Source organism: Telluria sp. LT2P34 (assembly GCF_059685915.1).
Genome location: NZ_JCASIN010000005.1, coordinates 64196 through 86431 on the forward strand (window position 1 = coordinate 64196; position 22236 = coordinate 86431).

General features: G+C 63.4%; 19 protein-coding genes. 13 read left to right on the forward strand and 6 right to left on the reverse strand.

Going from position 1 to position 22236, the window contains the following annotated elements; all coding sequences use genetic code 11:
* Positions 1-6: 6 nt before the first annotated feature.
* Genes AC56KZ_RS14655 through AC56KZ_RS14670 form a run of 4 tightly spaced genes read left to right on the forward strand, consistent with a single transcriptional unit; the run spans position 7 to position 4119 of the window.
* On the forward strand, positions 7-1800 hold the full coding sequence (locus AC56KZ_RS14655) for a CIA30 family protein (protein WP_497162912.1): 1794 nt from the start codon (positions 7-9) through the stop codon (positions 1798-1800).
* A 46-nt stretch (positions 1801-1846) separates the two neighbouring features.
* The gene (locus tag AC56KZ_RS14660; protein WP_497162913.1) at positions 1847-2932 is read left to right on the forward strand and encodes a sensor histidine kinase; all 1086 of its coding nucleotides are present in this window, start codon (positions 1847-1849) and stop codon (positions 2930-2932) included.
* Complete coding sequence (locus tag AC56KZ_RS14665; protein ID WP_497162914.1) at positions 2929-3534, forward strand: response regulator transcription factor; 606 nt, start codon at positions 2929-2931, stop codon at positions 3532-3534. Before AC56KZ_RS14660 ends, AC56KZ_RS14665 begins: the two co-directional genes overlap by 4 nt.
* Before the next feature lie 60 nt (positions 3535-3594).
* Positions 3595-4119 carry an MgtC/SapB family protein gene (locus tag AC56KZ_RS14670; protein WP_497162915.1) on the forward strand — a complete coding sequence of 175 codons (525 nt, stop codon included), beginning with the start codon at positions 3595-3597 and terminating at the stop codon, positions 4117-4119.
* Positions 4120-4310: 191 nt separating this feature from the next.
* Here AC56KZ_RS14670 and AC56KZ_RS14675 read toward each other — a convergent pair whose 3' ends face one another.
* Positions 4311-4520 carry a cold-shock protein gene (locus tag AC56KZ_RS14675; protein WP_497162916.1) on the reverse strand — a complete coding sequence of 70 codons (210 nt, stop codon included), beginning with the start codon at positions 4518-4520 and terminating at the stop codon, positions 4311-4313.
* Positions 4521-4869: 349 nt separating this feature from the next.
* Here AC56KZ_RS14675 and AC56KZ_RS14680 point away from each other — a divergent pair, with 349 nt between their 5' ends.
* The gene (locus tag AC56KZ_RS14680; RefSeq protein WP_497162917.1) at positions 4870-6030 is read left to right on the forward strand and encodes an ATP-binding protein; all 1161 of its coding nucleotides are present in this window, start codon (positions 4870-4872) and stop codon (positions 6028-6030) included.
* Between the two features lie 20 nt (positions 6031-6050).
* The gene (locus AC56KZ_RS14685) at positions 6051-6410 is read left to right on the forward strand and encodes a response regulator (RefSeq protein WP_497162918.1); all 360 of its coding nucleotides are present in this window, start codon (positions 6051-6053) and stop codon (positions 6408-6410) included.
* A gap of 51 nt (positions 6411-6461) precedes the next feature.
* Here the strand turns inward: AC56KZ_RS14685 and AC56KZ_RS14690 are convergent, their stop codons facing one another.
* Both AC56KZ_RS14690 and AC56KZ_RS14695 read right to left on the reverse strand, forming a co-directional pair.
* Positions 6462-6908 carry a DUF2147 domain-containing protein gene (locus AC56KZ_RS14690; protein ID WP_497162919.1) on the reverse strand — a complete coding sequence of 149 codons (447 nt, stop codon included), beginning with the start codon at positions 6906-6908 and terminating at the stop codon, positions 6462-6464.
* Between the two features lie 86 nt (positions 6909-6994).
* Positions 6995-9805 (reverse strand): valine--tRNA ligase, encoded by a 2811-nt coding sequence (locus AC56KZ_RS14695; protein WP_497162920.1) that lies wholly within the window; start codon positions 9803-9805, stop codon positions 6995-6997.
* Positions 9806-9980: 175 nt separating this feature from the next.
* Here AC56KZ_RS14695 and AC56KZ_RS14700 point away from each other — a divergent pair, with 175 nt between their 5' ends.
* From AC56KZ_RS14700 to AC56KZ_RS14715, 4 genes are all read left to right on the forward strand, one after another.
* The gene (locus AC56KZ_RS14700; protein ID WP_497162921.1) at positions 9981-10457 is read left to right on the forward strand and encodes a chemotaxis protein CheW; all 477 of its coding nucleotides are present in this window, start codon (positions 9981-9983) and stop codon (positions 10455-10457) included.
* Positions 10458-10544: 87 nt separating this feature from the next.
* On the forward strand, positions 10545-11213 hold the full coding sequence (locus AC56KZ_RS14705; RefSeq protein ID WP_497162922.1) for an ion channel: 669 nt from the start codon (positions 10545-10547) through the stop codon (positions 11211-11213).
* 94 nt (positions 11214-11307) lie between these two features.
* On the forward strand, positions 11308-13188 hold the full coding sequence (locus AC56KZ_RS14710) for a potassium transporter Kup (protein ID WP_497162923.1): 1881 nt from the start codon (positions 11308-11310) through the stop codon (positions 13186-13188).
* Positions 13189-13302: 114 nt separating this feature from the next.
* A complete protein-coding gene (locus AC56KZ_RS14715; protein ID WP_497162924.1) occupies positions 13303-16095 on the forward strand; it encodes a bifunctional diguanylate cyclase/phosphodiesterase in 2793 nt (930 codons plus the stop codon).
* Between the two features lie 84 nt (positions 16096-16179).
* On the opposite strand, the gene AC56KZ_RS14720 is transcribed toward AC56KZ_RS14715, so the two are convergent.
* Complete coding sequence (locus AC56KZ_RS14720; RefSeq protein ID WP_497162925.1) at positions 16180-17736, reverse strand: S8 family serine peptidase; 1557 nt, start codon at positions 17734-17736, stop codon at positions 16180-16182.
* A 327-nt stretch (positions 17737-18063) separates the two neighbouring features.
* Between AC56KZ_RS14720 and AC56KZ_RS14725 the strand changes: the two genes are divergently transcribed.
* From AC56KZ_RS14725 to AC56KZ_RS14735, 3 genes are all read left to right on the forward strand, one after another.
* Entirely contained in the window at positions 18064-19170 is a 1107-nt protein-coding gene (locus AC56KZ_RS14725; RefSeq protein WP_497162926.1) for an S-(hydroxymethyl)glutathione dehydrogenase/class III alcohol dehydrogenase, read from the forward strand.
* Positions 19171-19286: 116 nt separating this feature from the next.
* Entirely contained in the window at positions 19287-19937 is a 651-nt protein-coding gene (locus AC56KZ_RS14730) for a hypothetical protein (RefSeq protein WP_497162927.1), read from the forward strand.
* A gap of 185 nt (positions 19938-20122) precedes the next feature.
* A complete protein-coding gene (locus tag AC56KZ_RS14735; RefSeq protein ID WP_497162928.1) occupies positions 20123-20758 on the forward strand; it encodes a YidC/Oxa1 family membrane protein insertase in 636 nt (211 codons plus the stop codon).
* Positions 20759-20768: 10 nt separating this feature from the next.
* Here the strand turns inward: AC56KZ_RS14735 and AC56KZ_RS14740 are convergent, their stop codons facing one another.
* Both AC56KZ_RS14740 and AC56KZ_RS14745 read right to left on the reverse strand, forming a co-directional pair.
* Positions 20769-21248 carry a hypothetical protein gene (locus AC56KZ_RS14740; RefSeq protein ID WP_497162929.1) on the reverse strand — a complete coding sequence of 160 codons (480 nt, stop codon included), beginning with the start codon at positions 21246-21248 and terminating at the stop codon, positions 20769-20771.
* Between the two features lie 157 nt (positions 21249-21405).
* Complete coding sequence (locus tag AC56KZ_RS14745) at positions 21406-21951, reverse strand: SRPBCC family protein (RefSeq protein ID WP_497162930.1); 546 nt, start codon at positions 21949-21951, stop codon at positions 21406-21408.
* Positions 21952-22236: the final 285 nt, after the last annotated feature.

Consider the following 22236-nt stretch of genomic DNA (forward strand, 5'->3'; position numbering starts at 1 on the left):
AGCCCGATGAAACCGACCGTCCTGACAAGCCTGATGCTGTGCGCCGCCCTTGGCCTCAGCCCTACCGCATTCGCCGCGCCCACGCTAATCAAGGACGTGCGCGTCTTCGACGGCAGCAAGGTCCACGAGCGCCGCTCCGTACTGTTCGACAAAGGCGTGATCCTCGACGCGAACTACCGCGGCGCCGCGCCCCAGGGCGCGCGCGTGGTCGAAGGGCAGGGCCGCACGCTGCTGCCGGGCCTGATCGACTCGCATACCCATGCCTTTGCATCGCAAGAACTGCCGGTGCTGTTCGGCGTGACCACCCAGATCGACATGTTTACCGATGTCGGCATGATGAAAAAGGCGAAATCGGCGATGGCAGCGGGCGGCAATCACCAGCATGCCGACCTGTTCTCGGCCGGCACCCTGGTCACCGCCCCGAATGGCCACGGCACCCAGTTCGGCATCCCGATCCCCACCATCACGGGGCCGGAACAGGCCCAGGCCTTTGTCGACGCGCGCATCGCCGAAGGCTCCGATTTCATCAAGATCGTGATGGAGACCGGCTACGGTTTCCAGTCGCTCGACCTGGCGACGACGCAGGCCGTGATCGCGGCGGCGCACAAGCGCGGCAAGCTGGCCGTGGTCCATATCGGTAACGAAAAGGATGCGCGCGCCGTGCTGGAAGCCGGCGCCGACGGCCTGGTGCACCTGTTCCCCGGGGAGTCCGCCGATGCGAATGGGCTGGCGCAGCTGGCACGCTCCAAGGGCGCCTTCGTGATCCCCACTTTTACTGTACTGGAGAGCATGGCGGGCTGGCGCGGCGACGACCTGCTGGCGAATGCCGCCTTTGCCGGGCTGCTCGACAAGACCGCGCAGACTCCGCTCAAGGCGCGCTACGGCAACACGGCGCGTCCGGAAAGGCTGCTGGCGCCGAAAGCCGTCGCCAGGGCGATGATGGAGGCGGGCGTCCCGCTGCTGGCGGGCACCGACGCCGGCAACCCCGGCACCCAGTACGGGATCAGCATGCATCGCGAACTGGCGGCGCTGGTCGACGCCGGCCTGAGTTCAGCGCAGGCGCTGGCGGCGGCGACCAGCGTGCCGGCGCAGGCATTCAAGCTCGGCCGGCGCGGCCGCATCGACAAGGGCTACAAGGCCGACCTGCTGCTGGTCGACGGCAACCCGGCCGCCGATATCCTGGCCACGCGCCGGATCGTCGAGGTCTGGAAGGATGGCGAGAGCGCCAAGGGCCTGCGCGACGGCCAGCGCCAGCGCGTCGCCGCCGCGGCGCAGGAGCTGAAGAGCCCACTGGCGCTGCCGCTCGATGGCCGCATCAGCATGTTCAGCGACAAGCAGCTGGCCAGTCCCTTCGGCATGGGATGGGGCCCGTCGACCGACAGTTTTGTAGGCGGCAAGTCGACCGTCGCCCTGGCGGCCGGGCCGGCGCTGACGGACGGCCAGGTGCCGCTGGCGATCGCCGCCAAAGTGGCGCCGGGCCTGCCCTTCGCCTGGGCCGGCGTCGCCTTCATGCCGGGAAGCGCGCCGATGCAGCCGGTCGACCTGTCGAGCGCGAAGCTGGTGCGTTTCAAGGCGCGCGGCGACGGCAAGACCTACCAGCTGATCGCCATGTCGCAGGGCGTCCGGATACCGGGCGCGAAGTCCTTCACCGCAGGACCGGAATGGGCCGAGGTGACCATCCCCTTCAGCGAGCTGAAAGGCATCGATCCGGCGCTGGTGACCATGTTAGGATTCAACGCCGGCCCGCAGCCGGGCGACTACCGCTTCGAGATCGCGGACGTGCGCCTGCTGGCCCAATAACAAGGATAAAAAAGCGATGACCAGGATCGGGCGCGGGATACATAGATTGTGGACGGGACCGTGGATCCCGCCGGAACAGGGCAAGATGCCTTACTTCTGGCTGCTGAGCCTGGCTTACATGTTCTGGAAATATGCGTATGTGGCGCCGGGCGCCGTCGAGGTGGCGCTGCTGGTGCTGACCTTCGCGGTCTTCCTGCCGCTGTACTGCGCCAGCTACTGGGCGCGTGGCTGGCAGGTAGCTGCCTGCATGCTGGCGGGTTGCCTGATCGGCGCGGCCTGGGCGCCATGGAACGCCGGCGCCGGCACCTTCTTCATCTTCGCCTGCGCCATGGCCGCCCACATCATGCCGCTGCGGCGCGCGATGCTGGCAATAGTGGGCGTGATGCTGCTCGGCGCGCTCACCTCCCTGCAGATCGCGCAGGGGCAGATGCGCTGGCTGTTCCTGATGCCGATCCTGACCATCAGCCTGCCGGTGGGTATCGGCTCGGTGATGGATGCGCGACTGCGCCGCTCAAGCCAGGCACTGATGCGCAAGCAGGAAGAGGTGGAACACATGGCCACCATCGCCGAGCGCGAACGCATCTCGCGCGACCTGCACGACCTGCTCGGGCATTCGCTGTCGATGATCGCGCTGAAAGCCGAACTGGCGCGCAAACTCGTGCACCGCGACGCCCATGCCTGCGAACGTGAGATTGCGGACATCGAGACCAGTGCGCGCCAGACCCTGGCTGAAGTGCGCGCCGCCGTCAGCGGCTACCGCGAAAGCGGCCTGGCGCATGCACTGGCGGGCGCGCGCGCCAGCCTGGCGACCGCCGGCGTCGAACTCGAGGAGCGGGTCGAACGTATCGCCCTGGCCCCTGCCACCGAGCACGTGCTGGCGCTGGCGCTGCGCGAAGCGGTGACGAATGTCGTGCGCCATGCCGGCGCGCGCCGCTGTACCTTGTCGCTCGCACTGGAGGAGGGCAGCGTGGTGCTGCGCGTGGCCGACGACGGCGAGCGCCTGCGCGGCGGCGCGGGGCTCCGTCAGGGTAACGGCCTGACGGGCATGCGCGAGCGCGTGAGCGCTCTCGGCGGCAGGCTGGCCCTGTCCGAGGGCGACGGGCTGGCGCTCGAGCTGACGGTGCCGGCGTGATCCGCATCCTGATCGCCGAAGACCAGGCCCTGGTGCGCGGCGCACTGGCAGCCTTGCTCGGGCTGGAAGCCGATTTCGACGTGGTGGCCCTGGCCGCAGACGGCCGGGAAGCGCTGGCGCTGTGCACCCGGCTCGCGCCCGACATCGTCCTGACCGATATCGAAATGCCGCACATGACCGGGCTGGAACTGGCAGCCTGCCTCGGCGAACAAGGCTCTCGCAGCCGCGTCGTGATCGTGACCACCTTCGGGCGCAGCGGCTATTTGCGGCGCGCGCTGGCCGCCGGCGTGCGTGGCTACCTGCTGAAGGACGCGCCGGCCGACACCCTGGCCGCCGCCATCCGCACCGTGCACGGCGGCGGACGCGCGGTGGCGCCCGAACTGGCTTTAGAGGGCTGGGGCGGCACCCAGGACCCGCTGTCCGAACGCGAACGGCAGGTATTGCGCCTGGCGGGAGAAGGCCGCAGCAGCGCCGACATCGCGCGCCAGGTCCACCTGTCCGAAGGCACGGTGCGCAACTACCTGTCGGAGGCGATCAGCAAGCTGGGCGCCACGAACCGCGTCGAGGCTTACCGATTGGCGCGCGACGCCGGCTGGCTGTAGAGCGCCGTCCAGTCCGCCAATCTGCCATCATGCTTCCTGAATCGGCAATGGGAGCGGCACGTGTGGTTGGAACAAAGTTGGATCACGATACAGCAGGAATTTTCGGACCTCGGCAACGTCGAGGACATCACGCGCATCGTGGTGCGCCTGATGGTGGCGATGATACTCGGGGGGATGCTCGGCTATGAGCGCGAATCGGTCGGCGCTTCCGCCGGCTTGCGCACCCATATGCTGGTCTCGCTCGGCTCGGCCCTGTTCGTGCTGATCCCGCTGCAGGCGGGCATGGAAATCGGCGATGTCTCGCGCGTGCTGCAGGGGATCACGGCCGGCATTGGCTTCCTGGGCGCCGGCGCCATCCTGAAGCAGACCGACAAAAACGATATCAAGGGACTCACCACGGCGGCCAGCGTGTGGCTGACGGCCGCCGTCGGCATCGCCGCAGGAATGGGCCGCGAGGCGACCGCGGTGTTGAGCGCCCTGTTTGCGCTGGCAATTCTTTCGATGCTGCGTTTCATGCCGATCTACGATGCGGGAAAACGTGAAACGGGAAACAAAGAACTGGAAAAAGAAAACGCCCGTCGATAATGTTGCGCATGACGAATCGTATAGTTCCGATTTGATTCGGAATATCTTGTGATGGTAACCAGATGGTGCCGATAATCTGATTCGAACCAATGCAAAAAGCCCGCCAATTGGCGGGCTTTTTTTCGCTGGGGCCTCGCCCACGCTATCTGCGTGGTGCGCGCCTTGATCAGCCGATCTGGAAAATCCGCTGATTAAATCGCGCGGATGTTTCCGGCTTTTTCGCCTTTAGGACCGGTCGAGCGCTCGAACGAGACGCGCTGGTTCTCAGCCAGGCTCTTGAAGCCTTCCGACTGGATGTCCTGGAAGTGGGCGAACAGGTCGCCGCCGCCTGCATCAGGGGTGATGAAGCCGAAGCCTTTGGCGTCGTTGAACCATTTGACGGTGCCAGTTAAAGTAGTCATGTACGTTTCCTTTTTTTTTGCATGGGCAACGATGCCCGGTGCACATTCGACCAAGAGAGGGTGTAACGGGAGGAAATCAAACAGGACTGCCGGAAAGGCGAGACGGGAAAGAGACCAACAATAACAACGGCTTGACGTAGTGCGAGATGGAAGATACAGGGTTTTATCCGGTTTGCCTAATGATTTCGGTTTTATTTCGTCCTTGTGTGTTTGTCCTCTTTTCGATTAATCGGAATAATGGCTGTTATTATCCCGAAACCCGTTCTAAGCGAATCTCGTGGAATCGGGGAATAGAGAGGTTGTAGACAAAATGACAGATTATCGATTGGGAAGCTTTATTCGCGACAATATGGAGTCGATCCTGCAGGCATGGGAAGATTTCGCGCGCACCATCGAGCCGCCGGCGCTGACGATGGACGACGCCGAGCTGCGCGACCACGCGCGCCAGATGCTGCTCGCCTTCGCCGCCGACCTGGCGACGGCGCAGTCCGAGCCGGAGCGCGCCAACAAGTCGAAGGGCCTGGGCAAGCGCGGCAGCGACGACACGGCCGCCGAAACCCATGCCGAAGCGCGCCTGCTGTCCGGCTACACGGTGGTGCAGCTGGTCTCCGAATACCGCGCCCTGCGTTCGAGCGTGCTGACACTCTGGGCTGCGGATTCCGGCGGCACCCGCAGCGCGCACATGGGTGACGTCACGCGCTTCAACGAGGCGCTCGACCAGGCCCTGGCCGAATCGGTCGCGCGCTACGAGTTCATGGTGAAGCAGTCGCAGAACATGTTCCTTGCGATCCTCGGCCACGACCTGCGCAATCCGCTGGGCACGGTCGTGACCGGGTCGAGCTTCATGATGCAGGCGAACGACATCCCGCCGCGCTATGTTTTAGTGGCGACCCGGATGTTCAACAGCGCCAAGCGCATGAGTAAGCTGATCAACGACCTGATCGACTTCACGCGGACCCACCTGGGCCCGGGCATTCCGATCCGGGTCAAGCAGGGCAGCCTGGTCGCGGTGTGCGAAGAAGTGGTCAACGAGCTGCGTACCTACCATCCGGAACAGCTGATCGAACTGCATCATCCGCCCCAGGTGGACGCGATCTTCGACGAGAGCCGCATTGCGCAGGTGCTGTCCAACCTGATCGGCAACGCCATCCAGTACGGCGACCCGGAAGTGCCGGTCACGGTCCGGGTGACGGCCGCCGACGGCGACGCCGTGATTGCCGTGAACAACCGCGGCGCGACCATTCCGCCCGAGATGCTGTCGAGCGTGTTCGATCCGATGGTGCGCATCGCCGCCAGCGTGAATGCCGGAAGCGACGACTATGCCGAGCGCACCAGCCTGGGTATCGGCCTGTTCATTTCGCGCGAGATCGTCCACGCGCATGGCGGACATGTGAAGCTGGCCTCCACCGACGCCGACGGCACCACCTTCACGGTCACGATGCCGCGCATGCCGAAGGGATTCCATTCGGACGCCGGGACAAGCGGCGCCCCCGGCCCGCAGGCTGCTTGAGCGCGCCGGCGGTAAGGGGCATGCAAGCGCGCAAAGTGCTGGTGGTGGACGACGAGCGTGATCTGGCCGACCTGGCGGAATCTCTGCTGCGCGGCCATGGCCTCGAGACGCGCGTTGCCTACGGCGCCGGCGAGGCGCTTCAGATCCTGGCCTGCGATCCCGCGATCGACGCCGTGTTCTCGGATGTGATGATGCCGGGGATGAACGGGCTGCAACTGGCGGACGCGATCGGCAGCCTGTACCCGTCGATCAGGATCGTGCTGACCTCCGGCTTCACGGCGCCCGCACTGTTTGCCGGCCACCGCTCATACCCGTTTGCGGCCAAGCCCTACAGCATCGAGCACATCATCGGGCTGCTGGCCAGCCAGGGACCGGCCTGACGGACATGAAAAAAGCGGCCCTCGGGCCGCTTCGGATGAAACAGGAAGGAATCAGCCTTCGCGCTGCCAGACCTGCGAACGGCCGAACATCGGTGCGCCGATGTAGCCGCGCACTTCGAGCTTCTGGCCGCCGTCGCGCAGGGTTGCCTTGCTCTTGTAGACCTTGCCCTTGGACGGGTCGAGGATCTCGCCGCCGGTGAACTCGTCGCCGTCCTTCTTCAGGCCCGACACGATCGTCATGCCGATGATCGGCTGGTTCTTGCGCGAGTCGGTGCAGGCGACGCATTTCGGATTCTGGTCTTCGTTCGGACCGCGGAACAGCTTCTCGATCTTGCCCTGCAGGGCGCCGTTTTCCTCGGTGACGCGCACCAGGGCCTTCGGCTTGCCGGTTTCGTCGTCGATGGTCTTCCACAGGCCAATCGGCGAGGCATTCTGGGCCCAGGCGGCGGAAGTGAACAGCATGGTGGCGATGAGGCTGGCTTTGATCAGGGTACGCATTGTGGAGTCTCCGTTGTTGTAGTGTCGCTGAAAGGCAGTGTAGCAAACCCTGCACTTTCCTTGTCGAAAAATGGTTGCTGGATGTTTCAGCCCGCGGCGAGCTTGCCCAGCTGCTCGCGCATCTTGTCGACCGTCGCCGAGAAGTTCGCCACGCGTTCCTTCTCCTGCGCCACCACCGCGGCCGGCGCGCGCGCGACAAAACTTTCGCTCGACAGCTTGCCTTCGGCCTTGGCGATTTCGCCCTGGATGCGGGCGATCTCTTTCGAGAGGCGCTCGCGTTCGGCTTTGAGATCGATCTCGACCTTGAGCATCAGCTTGGTGGTGCCGACCACCGAGACCGCCGCCGGCGACTCCGGCAGCGCGTCGACGATCTGCACCTCGGCGAGCTTGCCGAGTGATGCAATGAACGGCGCGAAGCCGGCCATGTTGGCGTGGTCAAGCACGTTGCCCGGCTCGACGATCAGCGGCACCCGCAGCGACGGCGCCAGCTTCATTTCGCCGCGCAGGTTGCGCGTTGCATTCGTCAATTCCTTCAGCTGGGCCATCCAGGCTTCGGCCGATTCGCTGATCAGCGCTTCGTCGGCGATCGGGTAGGGCTGCATCATGATCGAATCACGATTTTCGCCCGGTCCTTTGCCGGCCAGCGGCGCGATCGCCTGCCACAGCGCTTCGGTGACGAAGGGGATGATCGGATGCGCCAGGCGCAGGATCACTTCCAGCACGCGCAGCAGGGTGTGGCGGGTGGCGCGCTGCTGCGCCTCGCTGCCTTGCTGGACCGAGACCTTGGCCACTTCCAGGTACCAGTCGCAATACTCGTCCCAGACGAATTTGTAGATGGTCGAGGCGATATTGTCGAAGCGGTAGTCGGCAAAGCCTTTCGCCACCTCGAGCTCGGCGCGGTTCATCAGCGAGATGATCCAGCGGTCGGCCTGCGACAGGTCGGCGTCGTCCGGCTGGCCGCAATCTTTCCCTTCCGTGTTCATCATCACGAAGCGGGTCGCGTTCCACAGCTTGTTGCAGAAGTTGCGGTAGCCCTCGGCGCGGCCCAGGTCGAAATTGATGTTGCGGCCCAGGGAGGCGTAGCTGGCCATGGTGAAGCGCACGGCGTCGGTGCCGAAGGCCGGGATCCCGCTCGGGAATTCCTTGCGCGTGGCTTTCGCGATCTTTTCGGCGGCGCGCGGGTCCATCAGGCCGGCGGTGCGTTTCGCCACCAGCGACTCGATGTCGATACCGTCGATCAGGTCGATCGGGTCGAGCGTATTGCCCTTCGACTTCGACATCTTCTGGCCCTGCGAGTCACGCACCAGGCCGTGCACGTAGACGGTGTCGAAGGGCACCTTGCCCGTGAAGTGCGCCGTCATCATGACCATGCGCGCGACCCAGAAGAAGATGATGTCGAAACCGGTGACCAGCACCGAGGACGGCAGGAACATCTTCATGTCCGGCGTCTCCTCGGGCCAGCCCATGGTCGAGAAGGGCACCAGGGCCGAGGAGAACCAGGTGTCGAGCACGTCGTCGTCGCGGCGCAGCGTGCCCGTGACGCCGCTGGCGGCCGCCTTGGCTTGCGCTTCTTCCTCGTCGCGGGCGACGATGATGTTGCCGTTTTCGTCGAACCAGGCCGGGATGCGGTGGCCCCACCACAGCTGGCGCGAGATGCACCAGTCCTGGATGTTGCCGAGCCACTGGTTGTAGGTCGTGCTCCAGTTTTCGGGCACGAACCTGATCTCGCCATTCGCTACCTTTTCCAGCGCCACGTCGGTAATCGATTTGCCGGGATTGAAGGTCCCTTCCGGCGCCGGCTTGGTCATGGCGACGAACCACTGGTCGGTCAGCATCGGCTCGATGACGACGCCGGTGCGGTCGCCGCGCGGCACCATCAGCTTGTGCGGTTTGACTTCCTGGAGGAAGCCCTGGGCTTCGAGGTCGGCGACGATCTGCTTGCGCGCGGCGAAACGGTCCATGCCCTGGTAGGCGGCCGGCGCGTTCTCGTTGATCTTCGCGTCCAGCGTAAAAATGTTGAGCGGCTCGAGGCCGGCGCGCTGGCCGACCGCATAGTCGTTGAAGTCGTGGGCCGGCGTGATCTTCACGCAGCCGGTGCCGAATTCCTTGTCCACATAGGTGTCGGCGATGACCGGCACTTCGCGCCCCGTGAGCGGCAGTTTCAACATCTTGCCGTGCAAGTGGGTGTAACGCTCATCGCTCGGGTCCACCGCCACGGCGACGTCGCCCAGCATGGTTTCGGGACGCGTCGTGGCCACCGTCAGGTCGCCGCTGCCGTCGACCAGCGGATAGCGGATGTACCACATAAAACCGTCTTCTTCGACCGAATCGACTTCGAGGTCGGAGACGGCGGTGCCCAGCTTCGGGTCCCAATTGACCAGGCGCTTGCCGCGGTAGATCAGGCCCTGCTCGTACAGGCGCACGAACACTTCCGTGACGGTTTTCGAGCGCGCCTCATCCATCGTGAAGTATTCGCGCTTCCAGTCGGCGGACGCGCCCATGCGGCGCATCTGGCCGGTGATGGTGTTGCCCGACTGTTCCTTCCACTCCCAGACCTTGGCGATGAAGGCGTCGCGGCCAAGATCGTGGCGCGAAATCTTCTGGGCGTCGAGCTGGCGCTCGACCACGATCTGGGTGGCGATGCCGGCGTGGTCGGTGCCCGGGATCCAGGCCGTGTTATGGCCGCGCATGCGGTAGTAGCGCGTCAGGCCGTCCATCACGGTCTGGTTGAACGCGTGGCCCATGTGCAGCGTGCCGGTCACGTTCGGTGGCGGCAGCTGGATGCTGAACGACGGTTTGTCGGCGTCGAGGGTGGCGGCGAAGTAGCCGCGCTCTTCCCACGCTTTACGCCAGTATTGTTCAATGTCGGCTGGCTCGAAAGACTTGGCTAATTCCATGATTGGGCGCTGTGATTTGCAAAAAAGAACATTATAGAGGAGGAGGGAGCCGCTGCGCTGGAGGAGCAGGCAGTTGCAGCGGCGAGACAGTTGCCGCTGTCGGAAGCGGTGTTCGTATGTTGCCATACGGAAAAACACTACAATGGCGGTATTCTCTTTTTAATCACGGCAGGCCATGGACAATATCTTGATGAACGACGGCGTACTCGAAGCGCTCGCCTTCAAACTCGGCAACGAGGAATACGGCATCAAGATCCTAAAGGTGCAGGAGATCCGCGGCTACGAATCGGTCACCCGCATCGCCAGCGCTCCGGAGCACGTCAAGGGCGTGGTCAACCTGCGCGGCACGATCGTGCCGATCGTCGACATGCGCATCAAGTTCAAGCTCGGCGAGCCGACCTATAACCAGTTCACCGTCGTCATCATCCTCAACATCCAGGACCGCGTGGTCGGCATGGTGGTCGATTCGGTGTCGGACGTGATCACACTGACGGCCGAGCAGATCAAGCCGGCGCCGGACATGGGCACCGCCCTGAATACCGACTACGTGGTGGGCCTGGGCACGGTCGACGAGCGCATGATCATCCTGGTCGATATCGAGCGCCTGATGTCGTCCCCGGACATGGGCGTCATCGACGTCGTGGCTGCCTGAGGCGCCGGCCGGCACGGCAATCGCAGCGCCGGGTGGCACGGCTTGTGCCTACAATGGCGTCATCGCCAACTAACCGATGAGTAGCCGATGCCCATGCCCTATCTGATCCACCACACCCGGCGCCATCCTTCGGCAATCCTGCTGCTGGTGCAGTTGCTGGCAATGATCCTGTACCCGTTTGTCGAGCACACGGCTGCCGGGCATGTTGCGCTCAACGCCTTTGGCATCGCGATCCTGGTGCTGACGACCAACATGGTGCGCCGCACGCCCGGTGCGACACGCGTCAGCATCTGCCTTGCGGTGCCGATCATTGCGCTGCTGGTGGTGCAAATGGTCCATGAGCAGCCCCAGTTGCAGGCGTGGTCGTCGGCGCTGGAGGCGGTGTTTTATTTCTACGCTGCCGGCTCGCTGATCGCCTACATGCTGGAAGACCGGTGCGTGACCACGGACGAACTGTATGCCGCGGGCGCCACCTTCACGCTCTTAGCCTGGGGCTTTACCCACTTGTACCTGGTGGTGCAGATCCTGGCGCCCGGATCCTTCTCTGCAGCCGTCAACCCGGAACTGCCGCGTACCTGGACCGAACTGAATTATCTGAGTTTCGCGCTGCTGTCGAGCACCGGCATTGGCGACGTCATTCCGCTGACCGTGCATGCGCGTTCGCTCGCGAGCATCGAAATGTTTACGGGACTGATCTACCTGGCAGCCGTGGTTGCAAGACTGATCGGACTCATGCAGCCCTCCAAGCACGACTGACCCGAAGCGGCTTTTGTCGGTATGGTTGCAATCCTGTACGAATCGCCAGCCAAGCTAGTTACAATATGCTCATCATATAAATGCTGGGAATATTGTGACTACAGAAGCATCCGGAAAAAAAGCCCTCGCAGCACTGACACTCGGCGCCATCGGCGTCGTGTATGGCGACATCGGCACCAGCCCGCTGTACACCATGAAAGAGGTGTTCGCCCCGGCCCACGGTATCGCCGTCACGCCGGCCAACGTGATCGGCGTCGTCTCCCTGATTCTCTGGTGCCTGATCATCGTGATTTCGCTGAAATACGTCACGCTCGTCCTGCGGGCCGACAATGAAGGCGAGGGCGGCATCATGGCCTTGACGGCCCTGGCACTGCGCTCCGTCAGCAAGCACCGGCAGTTGTACTACCCGGTCATGCTGATCGGGATGATCGGTGCGGGACTGTTTTTCGGTGACGGCGTGATCACCCCCGCGATCACGGTGCTGTCCTCGATCGAAGGGCTGGAAGTGGCAACGCCGGCGGTCAAGCCCTATGTCGTGCCGATCACCCTGGCCGTGCTCACCGTCCTCTATCTGGCCCAGCGCCGCGGCACGGGCGGCATCGGCAAGTGGTTCGGCCCGATCGTCCTCGTCTGGTTCTTTACGCTGGCGGCGATGGGTGTCATCAACATCGTGCAAAACACCGATATCCTGGCGGCCTTCAACCCCCTGTATGCGTTTGCCTACCTGCGCCAGAATGGCTGGCTTGCTTTCGTCTCGCTGGGCGCCGTCGTGCTGGCGCTGACGGGCGCGGAGGCGCTGTATGCCGACATGGGCCATTTCGGCCGCAAGCCGGTGCGGCTGGCCTGGTTTTCGGTCGTGTTTCCTGCACTGGCCCTGAACTACCTCGGCCAGGGCGCCATGCTGCTGTCGAACCCTGCCGCTTCGGTCAATCCCTTCTTTTACCAACTGGGCGCGTGGAGCATCTATCCGCTGGTGGCCTTGTCGACGGTGGCCGCCGTCGTCGCATCGCAGGCCACAATTTCCGGTGCGTTCTCGGTGGCCCAGCAGGCGATTTCGCTGGGCTTCCTGCCGCGCATGAAGATCATCTTCACGTCCAGCGAGGAAAAGGGCCAGATTTATATCCCGCTCATCAACTGGCTGCAGTTTGCGGCGGTCGTCTTCGCGGTCGTGGCCTTCGGATCGTCGACCAACCTCGCTTCGGCGTACGGCATCGCCGCGACGGCGACGATGCTGACCACCACCTTGCTGACCTTCTTCGTCGTGTATTTCGGCTGGGGCTACCCGCTGCTGGCCGTGATCGGCGCGACCGGGTTCTTCCTGCTGTTCGATGTGACCCTGTTCGCCTCGACCAGCCTGAAAATCGTCAGTGGCGGCTGGTTCACCCTGGCCATCAGCCTGGTGCTGGTGACCCTGATGCTGACCTGGCGCAAGGGCAAGCAGCTGGTCCTCAAGAACCTTCAGGTGCACCTGATCCCGCTCGAGGAATTCCTGGCCAGCCTGTTCCTCAGTCCGCCCCACCGCGTTGCGGGAACGGCCGTGTTCTTCCGCGCCGAAGGCGACGGCGTGCCGCATGCGATGCTGCACAACCTGACGCACAACAAGGTGCTGCATGAACGGGTCATTTTCCTGACCGTGCGTTCGCTGGGTATTCCTTCGGTACCGGTCGAGGAGCGCGTCAAGGTCGAGCCCCTGGGCCACGATTGCTACCAGGTCGACCTGCTCTATGGTTTCATCGACGAGCGGGATGTGCCGGCCGACCTGGGTTCCTGTGCGAAATACGGACTCGAATTCGAGCCGATGGAGACCTCCTATTTCGTCGCCCGGCAAAACATCATCTCCACGCCCGGTTCGGGCATGGCCACCTGGCGCGAGAACGTGTACGCGTCCATGGCCAGGAATGCGCGCGATGCGGCCGATTACTTCAAGCTGCCGGCGAACCGGGTAATCGAGCTCGGCACGCAGGTGGAAATCTGACGCTGCCCGGGGCCTGATCGGCCGCGCATCCTGGCCATGCCGGCGGGGCGCCCGGGTGCTACACTGGGTTGATTGCGCATCTGCGCACCACACCTACTGATCCAGGGACTCGCCGTGCGCAATCACCAGAACTGGTCGGTTCGCCGCTTGCTCTACAGCCTGACGGCAGCGGCAACGCTTCCCGCGTCCTGCCTGCTCGCCTTCTCGGTATGGAACCAGTACCGCACCGATGAGCAGGAGGCCGCGCGCTCGGCCTACAGCCTTGCCCAGCTGACGGCCGACAACGTGCAGGGATTGCTGTCGGATGCGTCGTTCGTGATCGGGAAAATAGCCCAGCGGCCCGGCGTGCGCGCCGATGCAGGAGGGCGCTGCGACCCGATTTTCGAGCAGTTCAAGGATTTGTACCCGCAGTTTTCCAACCTGAGCAAGGCCGACCGGCGCGGGTATATCGTTTGCTCCGCAATACCCCAGCCTTCCGGCAAGCCGACCTTCGTGGGCGATACCGCCTGGTACAAGCGCGTCTTTGCCACCAAGCAAATAACTCTCGGCCCTCCTTATCTCGGCCCGGTGACCGGGCGTGTGGTCGCCGTGCTGTCATACCCTCTGTTGGACGATGCAGGCAACATCACCGCTTCGGTCCAGATGCCGCTCGACCTGGCCAAGCTGCGTGTCATCCGGGGCGCTGAAAAACTGCCTGCCTCGACGGTACTTGCCGTGATCGACAGCCGGGGGGTGCTGGTAGCCCGCTCGCGCGGCGCCGAGGGCGTGGTAGGCAAGAACCTGAGCGATATTGAAGCGGTCAAGATTGTTCTATCCCGAAAAGACGGTACCGGGCGTGCCGGCACCTCCGATGGCAGCGACCGGGTGCTCGGGTTCTTGCCGATTCCAGGTACCGACTGGTATGCCGTGGCCGGCATCGACTCCGATGCGGTCCTGCTGAGCGCACGCCAGGCCGCACTGCGCAATACGGTGTTTGGCGGCCTGACCCTGCTGCTGGTGCTGATCCTCGCCGTCTGGGTCAGCAAGCGCATCTCGCGTCCGATGGCGGCTGTGCAGGAAGCGGCGCGCAAGGCCGCCGCCGGCAACCTCGATGCCAGGGTGCCTTATTCCGGTCCGCTCGAGATTGCCGATTTCGCCGTCCAGTTCAACCGCATGCTCGACGCCATCCGCGCCTCGCAGAACAAGCTCGACGACGCCAGGTCGGAGCTGGTCCTGTTGGGCACCTGCGTGCAGCACCTGACCGACATGGTCATCATCATGGGTGTCCGCGAGGGCGTCACCCGCTGGCCCCCGATCGTGTTCGTCAACGATGCGTTCGTGGAGATCAGCGGCTACGCGCGCAGCGAGGTGCTGGGCCGGCCAAGTTCCCTGCTGCATGGCCCTGACACCGCGGGCGACGCGATCGCCCGCATCGACGCAGGCTTCACGGCGCAAGCGCCGTTTCGCGAAGAACTGATCCACTACACGCGCAGCGGCGGGCAGTTCTGGGTCGAGCTGGACATGATCCCGATCCGCAGTGGAACGGGGGAGCTGAGCCACTGGGTATCGATCGAACGCGACGTCACGGTGCGCAAGCGCGCCGAGCAAAGCATTCACCGGCTCGCCTATTTCGATGCGCTGACCGACCTACCCAACCGGCCTTTCCTGATGAGCCGCATCGATGCGGCGCTGGCTGCGGCCACGCGCGACCGGCAGTTCGGCGCATTGCTGTTCATCGATCTCGATAACTTCAAGAACATCAACGACGCACGCGGGCATGCCGTCGGGGATGCCTTCCTGCAGGTAGTGGCGCAGCGGCTGTCGACCGTGGTGAGCGCCCGGGATACCCTGGCCCGGCTCGGCGGTGATGAATTCGTGGTCCTGATGACGGCGGCCGGCCGCGACGCGCAAGCCAGCGCCGCGATGGCGAAGGCGGCTGCAACCAGGGTGTGCGAAGCGTTTGCGCGCCCCTTCGAGGTCGACGGCCAGCCCTACAGTTCGACCGCCAGTATCGGCGTCACCCTGCTGCGCGGCGGCGTCCAGTCCGCGCACGACTTGCTGCGCGAGGCCGATACGGCGATGTACCAGGCCAAGAAAGGCGGCCGCAATCATGTCGCCTTTTTCGAGCAGGAGATGCAGGTCGCGGTGGAGTTCAGGCTGGCGCTCGAGCACGATCTCGGACTGGCGCTTGCCCGCCAACAAATGAGTGTCCATGTCCAGACCCAGGTCGACCGCGATGGTCAGCCGGCAGGCGCCGAATTGTTGCTGCGCTGGCGGCATCCGGACCGCGGCAGCGTGTCGCCAGTCGTATTCATCCCGGTCGCCGAGGACAGCGGCCTGATCCTGTCGCTCGGCGCCTGGGTGCTCGAACAGGGCTGCCTGGCACTGGCAAAGTTGCAGGAAGTCGGTTACAACCTGCCGCTCTCCGTCAACGTCAGCCCAAGACAATACCGTCAGCCGGGGTTCGTCGACCAGGTCAAGGCGGTGCTGGCGAAAACCGGCGCGCCGGCCGCTCAATTGATCTTCGAAGTGACCGAGAGCCTGCTGATCGATGACCTGGACGAGGTCATCGGCCGCATGCATGAACTGGCGGCGCTGGGAATCCGCTTTTCGATCGACGATTTCGGTACCGGCTATTCGAGCCTGGCTTACCTGAAGCGTTTGCCTTTGCATGAGCTCAAGATCGACAAGAGCTTCGTCCAGGACATGCCGCACGACAGCGACGACACGGCCATCGTCAAGATGATCCTGTCGATGGCGCGTCACCTGAACCTGAACGTGGTGGCCGAGGGGGTTGAAACGCGCGAGCAGACCGAATTCCTGATCGCGAACGAATGTCACCTCATGCAGGGCTATTTTTATTCGCGGCCGGAACCGATGGGGCAGTGGCTGGCCCGGCTGCTTGCTCCTGCCAGCCAGGAAACCTGACAGGCATGAAAAAGCCCCCGCAAGCTGTTGCCAGCTTGCGGGGGCGATTCCTGCACTTGCGTGCGCTTTACAGCATGATGCGCATTACATTCCGCAACCGAGCGACTTGATGCGGTCGTAGGCAGCTTTTGCCTGGACCAGGCCGAAACCGTACTTGGTGTCGCGGCCAACGGTGCCCAGGTCGAGCGCGCTCTTGGTCAGCGAAGTGCGGATCTGCGTGCCGGTACAGGTCGGGAAGTAGCTCCACACCAGTGCGGCGACTGCTGCCACGTGCGGGGTAGCCATCGAGGTGCCGTCGAAGTAGGCGTAGTTCGATGCCTTGATGCCGACGGTGGCGGTCTGGCCCAGCTGCGCCTTCATGGCCGCGCCATCGGCGTCGGTCGCGGTGACCGACGGGATCGAGGTCACGGTGGTGCCCAGCGTGCCGCCGAAGGCGCCTGCCACGTTGTTGTACACGATGGCGCCGACGCCGCCACTGTTCTGGCAGTTCGTGACCTTGGCCGAGAAGTCGACCGTGCCGCGCTGGATCAGGCAGACCTTGCCGGCGACGGCGGTGTTGACGGTATCGCCGATGCCGAAGTCGGCCAGCGGTGCGCTGGCGGTCGTGACTGGCGAGCCTTCCATCGCGCCCGGAGCGTAGGTGCTGGCGCCGACGGTCAGGACGGCTTCCTGGCCGGTGCCGGTCGGCACGGTGGACAGGACGCTGACGCCAGGACCGGCCAGTTCGACCTTGGTGTTGTACTGCGAGAAGGTGGCCCAGGCCTTGTTCTCGTCGACCGCGCCGACCATCATCACGCTGGCATAGCCGGCCGGGTAGGAAATCACCGTGTTGCCGTCGTTGCCGGCAGCGGCGATGTTCAGGACACCTTTCGTTTGCAGGCTGTCGAAGGCTTTTTGCTCGGTAAGGCTCTTGCGGCCGCCACCGAGCGACATGCTGACCACGTTGGCGCCGGCTGCGCCGCACTTGTTGGCAGCGGTGGCCAGGGTCGACGAGTAGGCCCAGCCTGCAGCGCCGAACACCTTGACGATGTGCAGCTTGAGCGCCTTGTTCGAGTTGACGCCGACCACGCCGGTGCCGCTGTTGTTGATCGCGGCGATGGTGCCGGCGACGTGGGTGCCGTGGCTGTTCTCGTCGGTGTACCACCAGCCGGTGCCGGCATCGTATTCGCCGGTGACAGGGTTGGCCGACAGGTCTTCGTGGTTGCGGTCGTAGCCGGAGTCGATGATGCAGACCTTGCGGTTACCGGCGAGCGAGTCGCTCAGCTGGTCGGCCTGCACTTGCTTGATGCCGTATGGGACTTGCTGGCCGGCCAGGTATGGGGTGCCGGTCGATGGCGAGGTCAGGGCGAATGGCTTGCGGATCGCGTCTTCCTCGATGTATTCAACGTTCGGGTTGTTTTCCAGGCCAGCCAGCGCGGCGCGCGGCACTTCGATGGCCATGGCGTTCATGCCGAAAATCTCGTGCTTCACGGAGCCCTTGGCAGCGGCAACGACCGATTTCATCGCCGCTTTCGCACCCGGCTTGAAGGCGACAATGACACGGGTGGTGTCAGGAGCGGCCGCGTAGGCAGCGTTGCACAGCATTCCGACCGCGGCTGCGGCCAGGCACAGGCTGAAAGTCTTTTTTGAAGCACGAGTCATGTTTACTTCTCCGTATAAAAACTTATCGATATGCCGCGATGTCTTCGACCGCGTGCACGTTTTCTGAAAAACGCTTGGTGCCGTAATTGAACGGCTGAACCCAGTGTAGACACGAAACCTGTACGTGGGCAATTGACAAATCAATCGTGCTCGGCTGTGTTGCAATGTTGCACACATGCATAATTGAAAACGCACCGGTCTGCTTGTTTGGTGCTATATTTTTGTCCCCTGACCATGTGCATATGCAGCAATTTGCAGCCTGCATGAACGACGCGCTTGCCGCCGCGTTGGTATGATGGCCTTCCATCTCATGTGACAGGAAGCACCATGAAAACCAAGGCAGCGATTGCATGGCAGGCGGGTCAACCGCTGACGATCGAGGAAGTCGAACTCGACGGCCCACGGGCCGGCGAAGTCCTCGTCGAAATCAAGGCCACCGGCATTTGCCATACCGATTACTACACGCTCTCGGGCGCCGATCCGGAAGGCATCTTCCCGGCTATCCTCGGCCATGAAGGCGCGGGCGTGGTGGTCGACGTCGGCCCCGGCGTGACGAGCGTGCAGCGCGACGACCACGTCATTCCCCTCTATACCCCCGAATGCCGCCAGTGCAAATTCTGCCTGTCGCAAAAGACGAATTTGTGCCAGGCGATCCGCTCGACCCAGGGCCGGGGCCTGATGCCGGATGCGACCTCGCGCTTTTCGCTGGACGGCAAGCCGATCTTCCACTACATGGGCACGTCCACCTTCTCGAACTACATCGTGGTGCCGGAAATCGCGCTGGCGAAGGTGCGTCCGGACGCGCCCTTCGACAAGATCTGCTACATCGGCTGCGGCGTCACCACCGGCGTCGGCGCGGTGATCTTCACGGCCAAGGTCGAAGCGGGGGCGAATGTCGTCGTCTTCGGCCTGGGCGGCATCGGCCTGAACGTGATCCAGGCGGCAAAGATGGTCGGCGCCGACAAGATCATCGGCGTCGACCTGAACCCGGCGCGTGAAGCCATGGCGCGCAAGTTCGGCATGACCCATTTCATCAACCCGAGCCAGGTCGGGAATGTCGTCGACAGCATCGTCGGGCTCACCGACGGCGGCGCCGACTACAGTTTCGAGTGCATCGGCAACGTCACCACCATGCGCCAGTCGCTCGAGTGCTGCCACAAGGGCTGGGGCCAGTCGATCATCATCGGCGTGGCCGAAGCGGGTGCGGAAATCTCGACCCGGCCCTTCCAGCTGGTCACTGGCCGCGTGTGGAAGGGCTCGGCCTTCGGCGGCGCGCGCGGGCGTACCGACGTGCCGAAGATCGTCGACTGGTACATGGAAAACAAGATCAACATCGACGACCTGATCACCCACCGCCTGCCGCTCGAGCGCATCAACGAGGGTTTCGATCTCATGAAGTCGGGCGAGTCGATCCGCTCGGTGGTCATGTACTAAGTCGATCGTTTTTCGCTGCCTGTTCCGCCAATGCGACCGTCTGTCGCACGGCGCGGGCGGGTGGCGCCGGGTTCTTCTAGAGTAGCTCCATCGCCAATCGGCTCCTGGAGGACACCATGCAGACCACCCGCTTTCCTTTCACCTCGCGCACCATCAAACACGCACTCCTGCTGAGCGCCGCCGCTGCCGCCTGCGCCGCGCCGCTGCTGGCCGTGAGCGCGTCTCCGGGCAATGGCGTGCAACAGGTGCGCAGCATGCACCGCTCCGAGGGCGGCGAGCCGTATGCGCTGGTGCGCTCCGGCTCGCGTGACGGCATCTCGGTAGGCAATCGCATCAGCGATGTCGATATCGGCGAACTCCAGCGCAGCGTGCAGGGCGAATTCCTCTGGTTCCGCAAGGACGGCAAGGACTACATCGTGCAGGACGCCGCGCTGCTGTCGCGCGTGCGCCAGGCCTGGGCGCCGACCGAAAAGCTGGGCCGCGAGATGGAAAAGCACGGCGAGGAAATGGGCCGCCACGGCAAGGCCATGGGCGCGCTCGGCAACGACATGGCGCTCGCCTCGGTGAGCCTGAACCAGAAGAAGATGGAAGCCATCGGCAAGAAGATGGAAGACGCCGGCAAGCCGATGGAGGCGCTCGGCGAAAAGATGGAAGTGCTCGGCAAGCAGATGGAAGCCGAGCATGCGGTCGCCGACCGCACCGTGCGCGGCATCATCCAGGAAGCACTGACCACGGGCGCAGCCCGCCCGGCCCCGCGCCGCAGTTAACAAGCGGGAGTCAGCTTGAGGTGGTCCCCAGCCTTTGACTTTACTCAGCTGGGGCTTGCGGCCGAAGCTTGCCGAATTACTTCCGAAAAACCGAAGTAACTCATCGGTATTTACATGTTTTTTAGTAAGGAACTCTGGGTAGAATCATGACAAATAATTCTTATTAATCAACGAAAGAGCGCGAAATGAACGAGATCCTGGCTTCCACCATGTCCTGGCTGGCAATGCTGTTTGATGGGAACATGGGCTGGGCGATCCTGCTGTTGGCGCTTTCGGTGCGGCTGGCGCTGCTTCCGCTGACCCTGCACCTGTCGCGCAAGATGCTCGCCAACGGGCAGAAAATCAAAGCCCTGCAGCCACAGGCCGATGCCATCAAGGAGCGCCTTGCGGACAAACCCGCGGAAATGTTCGCGGCCATTTCGGCCTTATACAAAGCCAACGGCGCGCACGTCATCGATCGTTCGAGTTTTATCGGCATACTGGTCCAGCTGCCGGTATTCGGGCTGCTGTATAAAGCGATCGGCACTGCCAGTGCGGGCAATTCTCCCTTCCTGTGGATGAAAAGCCTGGCCACGCCGGACGCCGCACTGACGGCCATCGTGCTTCTGCTCACGGCAATCTCGGCGTATTACTTTCCGTCGGCGGCAGGCGGACCGGCCATGTTGATCGTAGCCGTCCAGGTGCTCGTGACCGCTTTCATCCTGTGGAAACTGTCGGCCGGCCTGGGCCTGTACTGGGCTGCTTCGGCGGCAGTCGGCGCGGTGCAAACTTTCGTGCTGCGCCATGAACAGCGCCGCATGGCGGCGAACGCCGTGGCGTGAGCGCCTCCATTCATTCATCTGGCGCGGGAAAAAGAGTGGAGCGGATCGCGGCCGCCGCTTCCCCGGCCCGGTCCATCGGCAGGTAAAGCGGAGCACCGCGCAAGCCGGGACGATTGACCAGCAGGATGAGGCCCCTGAATTCATCATGCGCGGACGAGGCTTCGGCACTGCGTATTTCGTCCCACGCAAAATGCGAGGTCCTGCCGCCAGGGCCGCCCTCGACATGGTGAACGCCATGCTGGTCAAGCCAGAAATACCGGAATGGCGGGCTGTCGGGAAGGGGCTTGGGAGCGACCCGCAACATGCGGGCATAGCTTGCGCAGGCAAGGAGTGCGATGAGAAGTCCGATCCACATGGTCGCTGCTGTGGTCGCCATGACAGCCAGGCTGAGACCGCCCACCACGGCCATCAGGAGCCATGGATACAGCCCCTCGACGCCTGTCGGATCGCGCGACACCGTCGTTTCGAATGACAGTTCCTCGACTTTCATCACTTCGCCTCCATGCAGAAGATCCGTGTGCTCCTATGGTAGCGCAAGCGGCAGGCTGCCGGGGCACGGGCCGGGCGACGAATCGGGCGGTCCCTGAAAAAATACCGCCCGGGTGAACCCGGGCGGCATCGATCCTGCTGTCAACGGCCTTATCGCATTAATGCGCGTTGATCTTGCCGCGCCATGCGCCCGTTTCCGAGCCGCGCGATTCCAGCATTTCCTTGTAATTCGACAGATTGCCGCGCGCTTCCATGCGCACCGCACCCAGGGCGTCGCCGATGGTTTCCAGCACGCCGTCGGGCTGGTAATCCATCTGCAGCGTCACGCGGGTGACGTTATCCGAGATCTTGTGGAAGGTCACCACGCCGGCATTGTGCACACCGCTGGTGCTGTGCCAGGCAATGCGCTTGTCCGGGATCTGCTCGGTGATTTCCGCATCCCATTCCTTGTCTTCACCAGCAACATTTGCTTTCCAGTGCAGGCGCTTGTCGTCGAGCTGGCGAATTTCCTTCACGCTCTTCATGAACTGCGGGAAGTCTTCGAACTGGGTGAACTGGTTGTAGGCAGTACGCACCGGCACCTTCACTTCGATCGATTCGATGATCGACGACTCGCCGTTCGAATTACCTTTTTGCTTCAATTTCTTCGACAGCATCATCCCGCCGACTGCAAGTGCGGCAACAGTAACCACTCGATTTAGCATGTGTATCTCCTTTGGCAAAAAACAGACCTGTACGCTGCAGCAAACTAAAAGGCCCGACCCGGAGCGCGTACAGACCCGAGGTCTTGAAATGGTGGGGTCGAGGCGGGCCACGCAGTAGTTCGCGTATTTGTTATTAAATTAAGCGAATTTCTGAACAGGTGGCGCGCGGGAGAAGTTGCGTGCTGATACCGATGAGTTAAAGGAAATTGCAGCCAAATGCCGTCTTTACAGAAATTTTTAGCGACGGAAATGTTTTAATTATTTCGGGTAGGCCCGGGGCAGCAT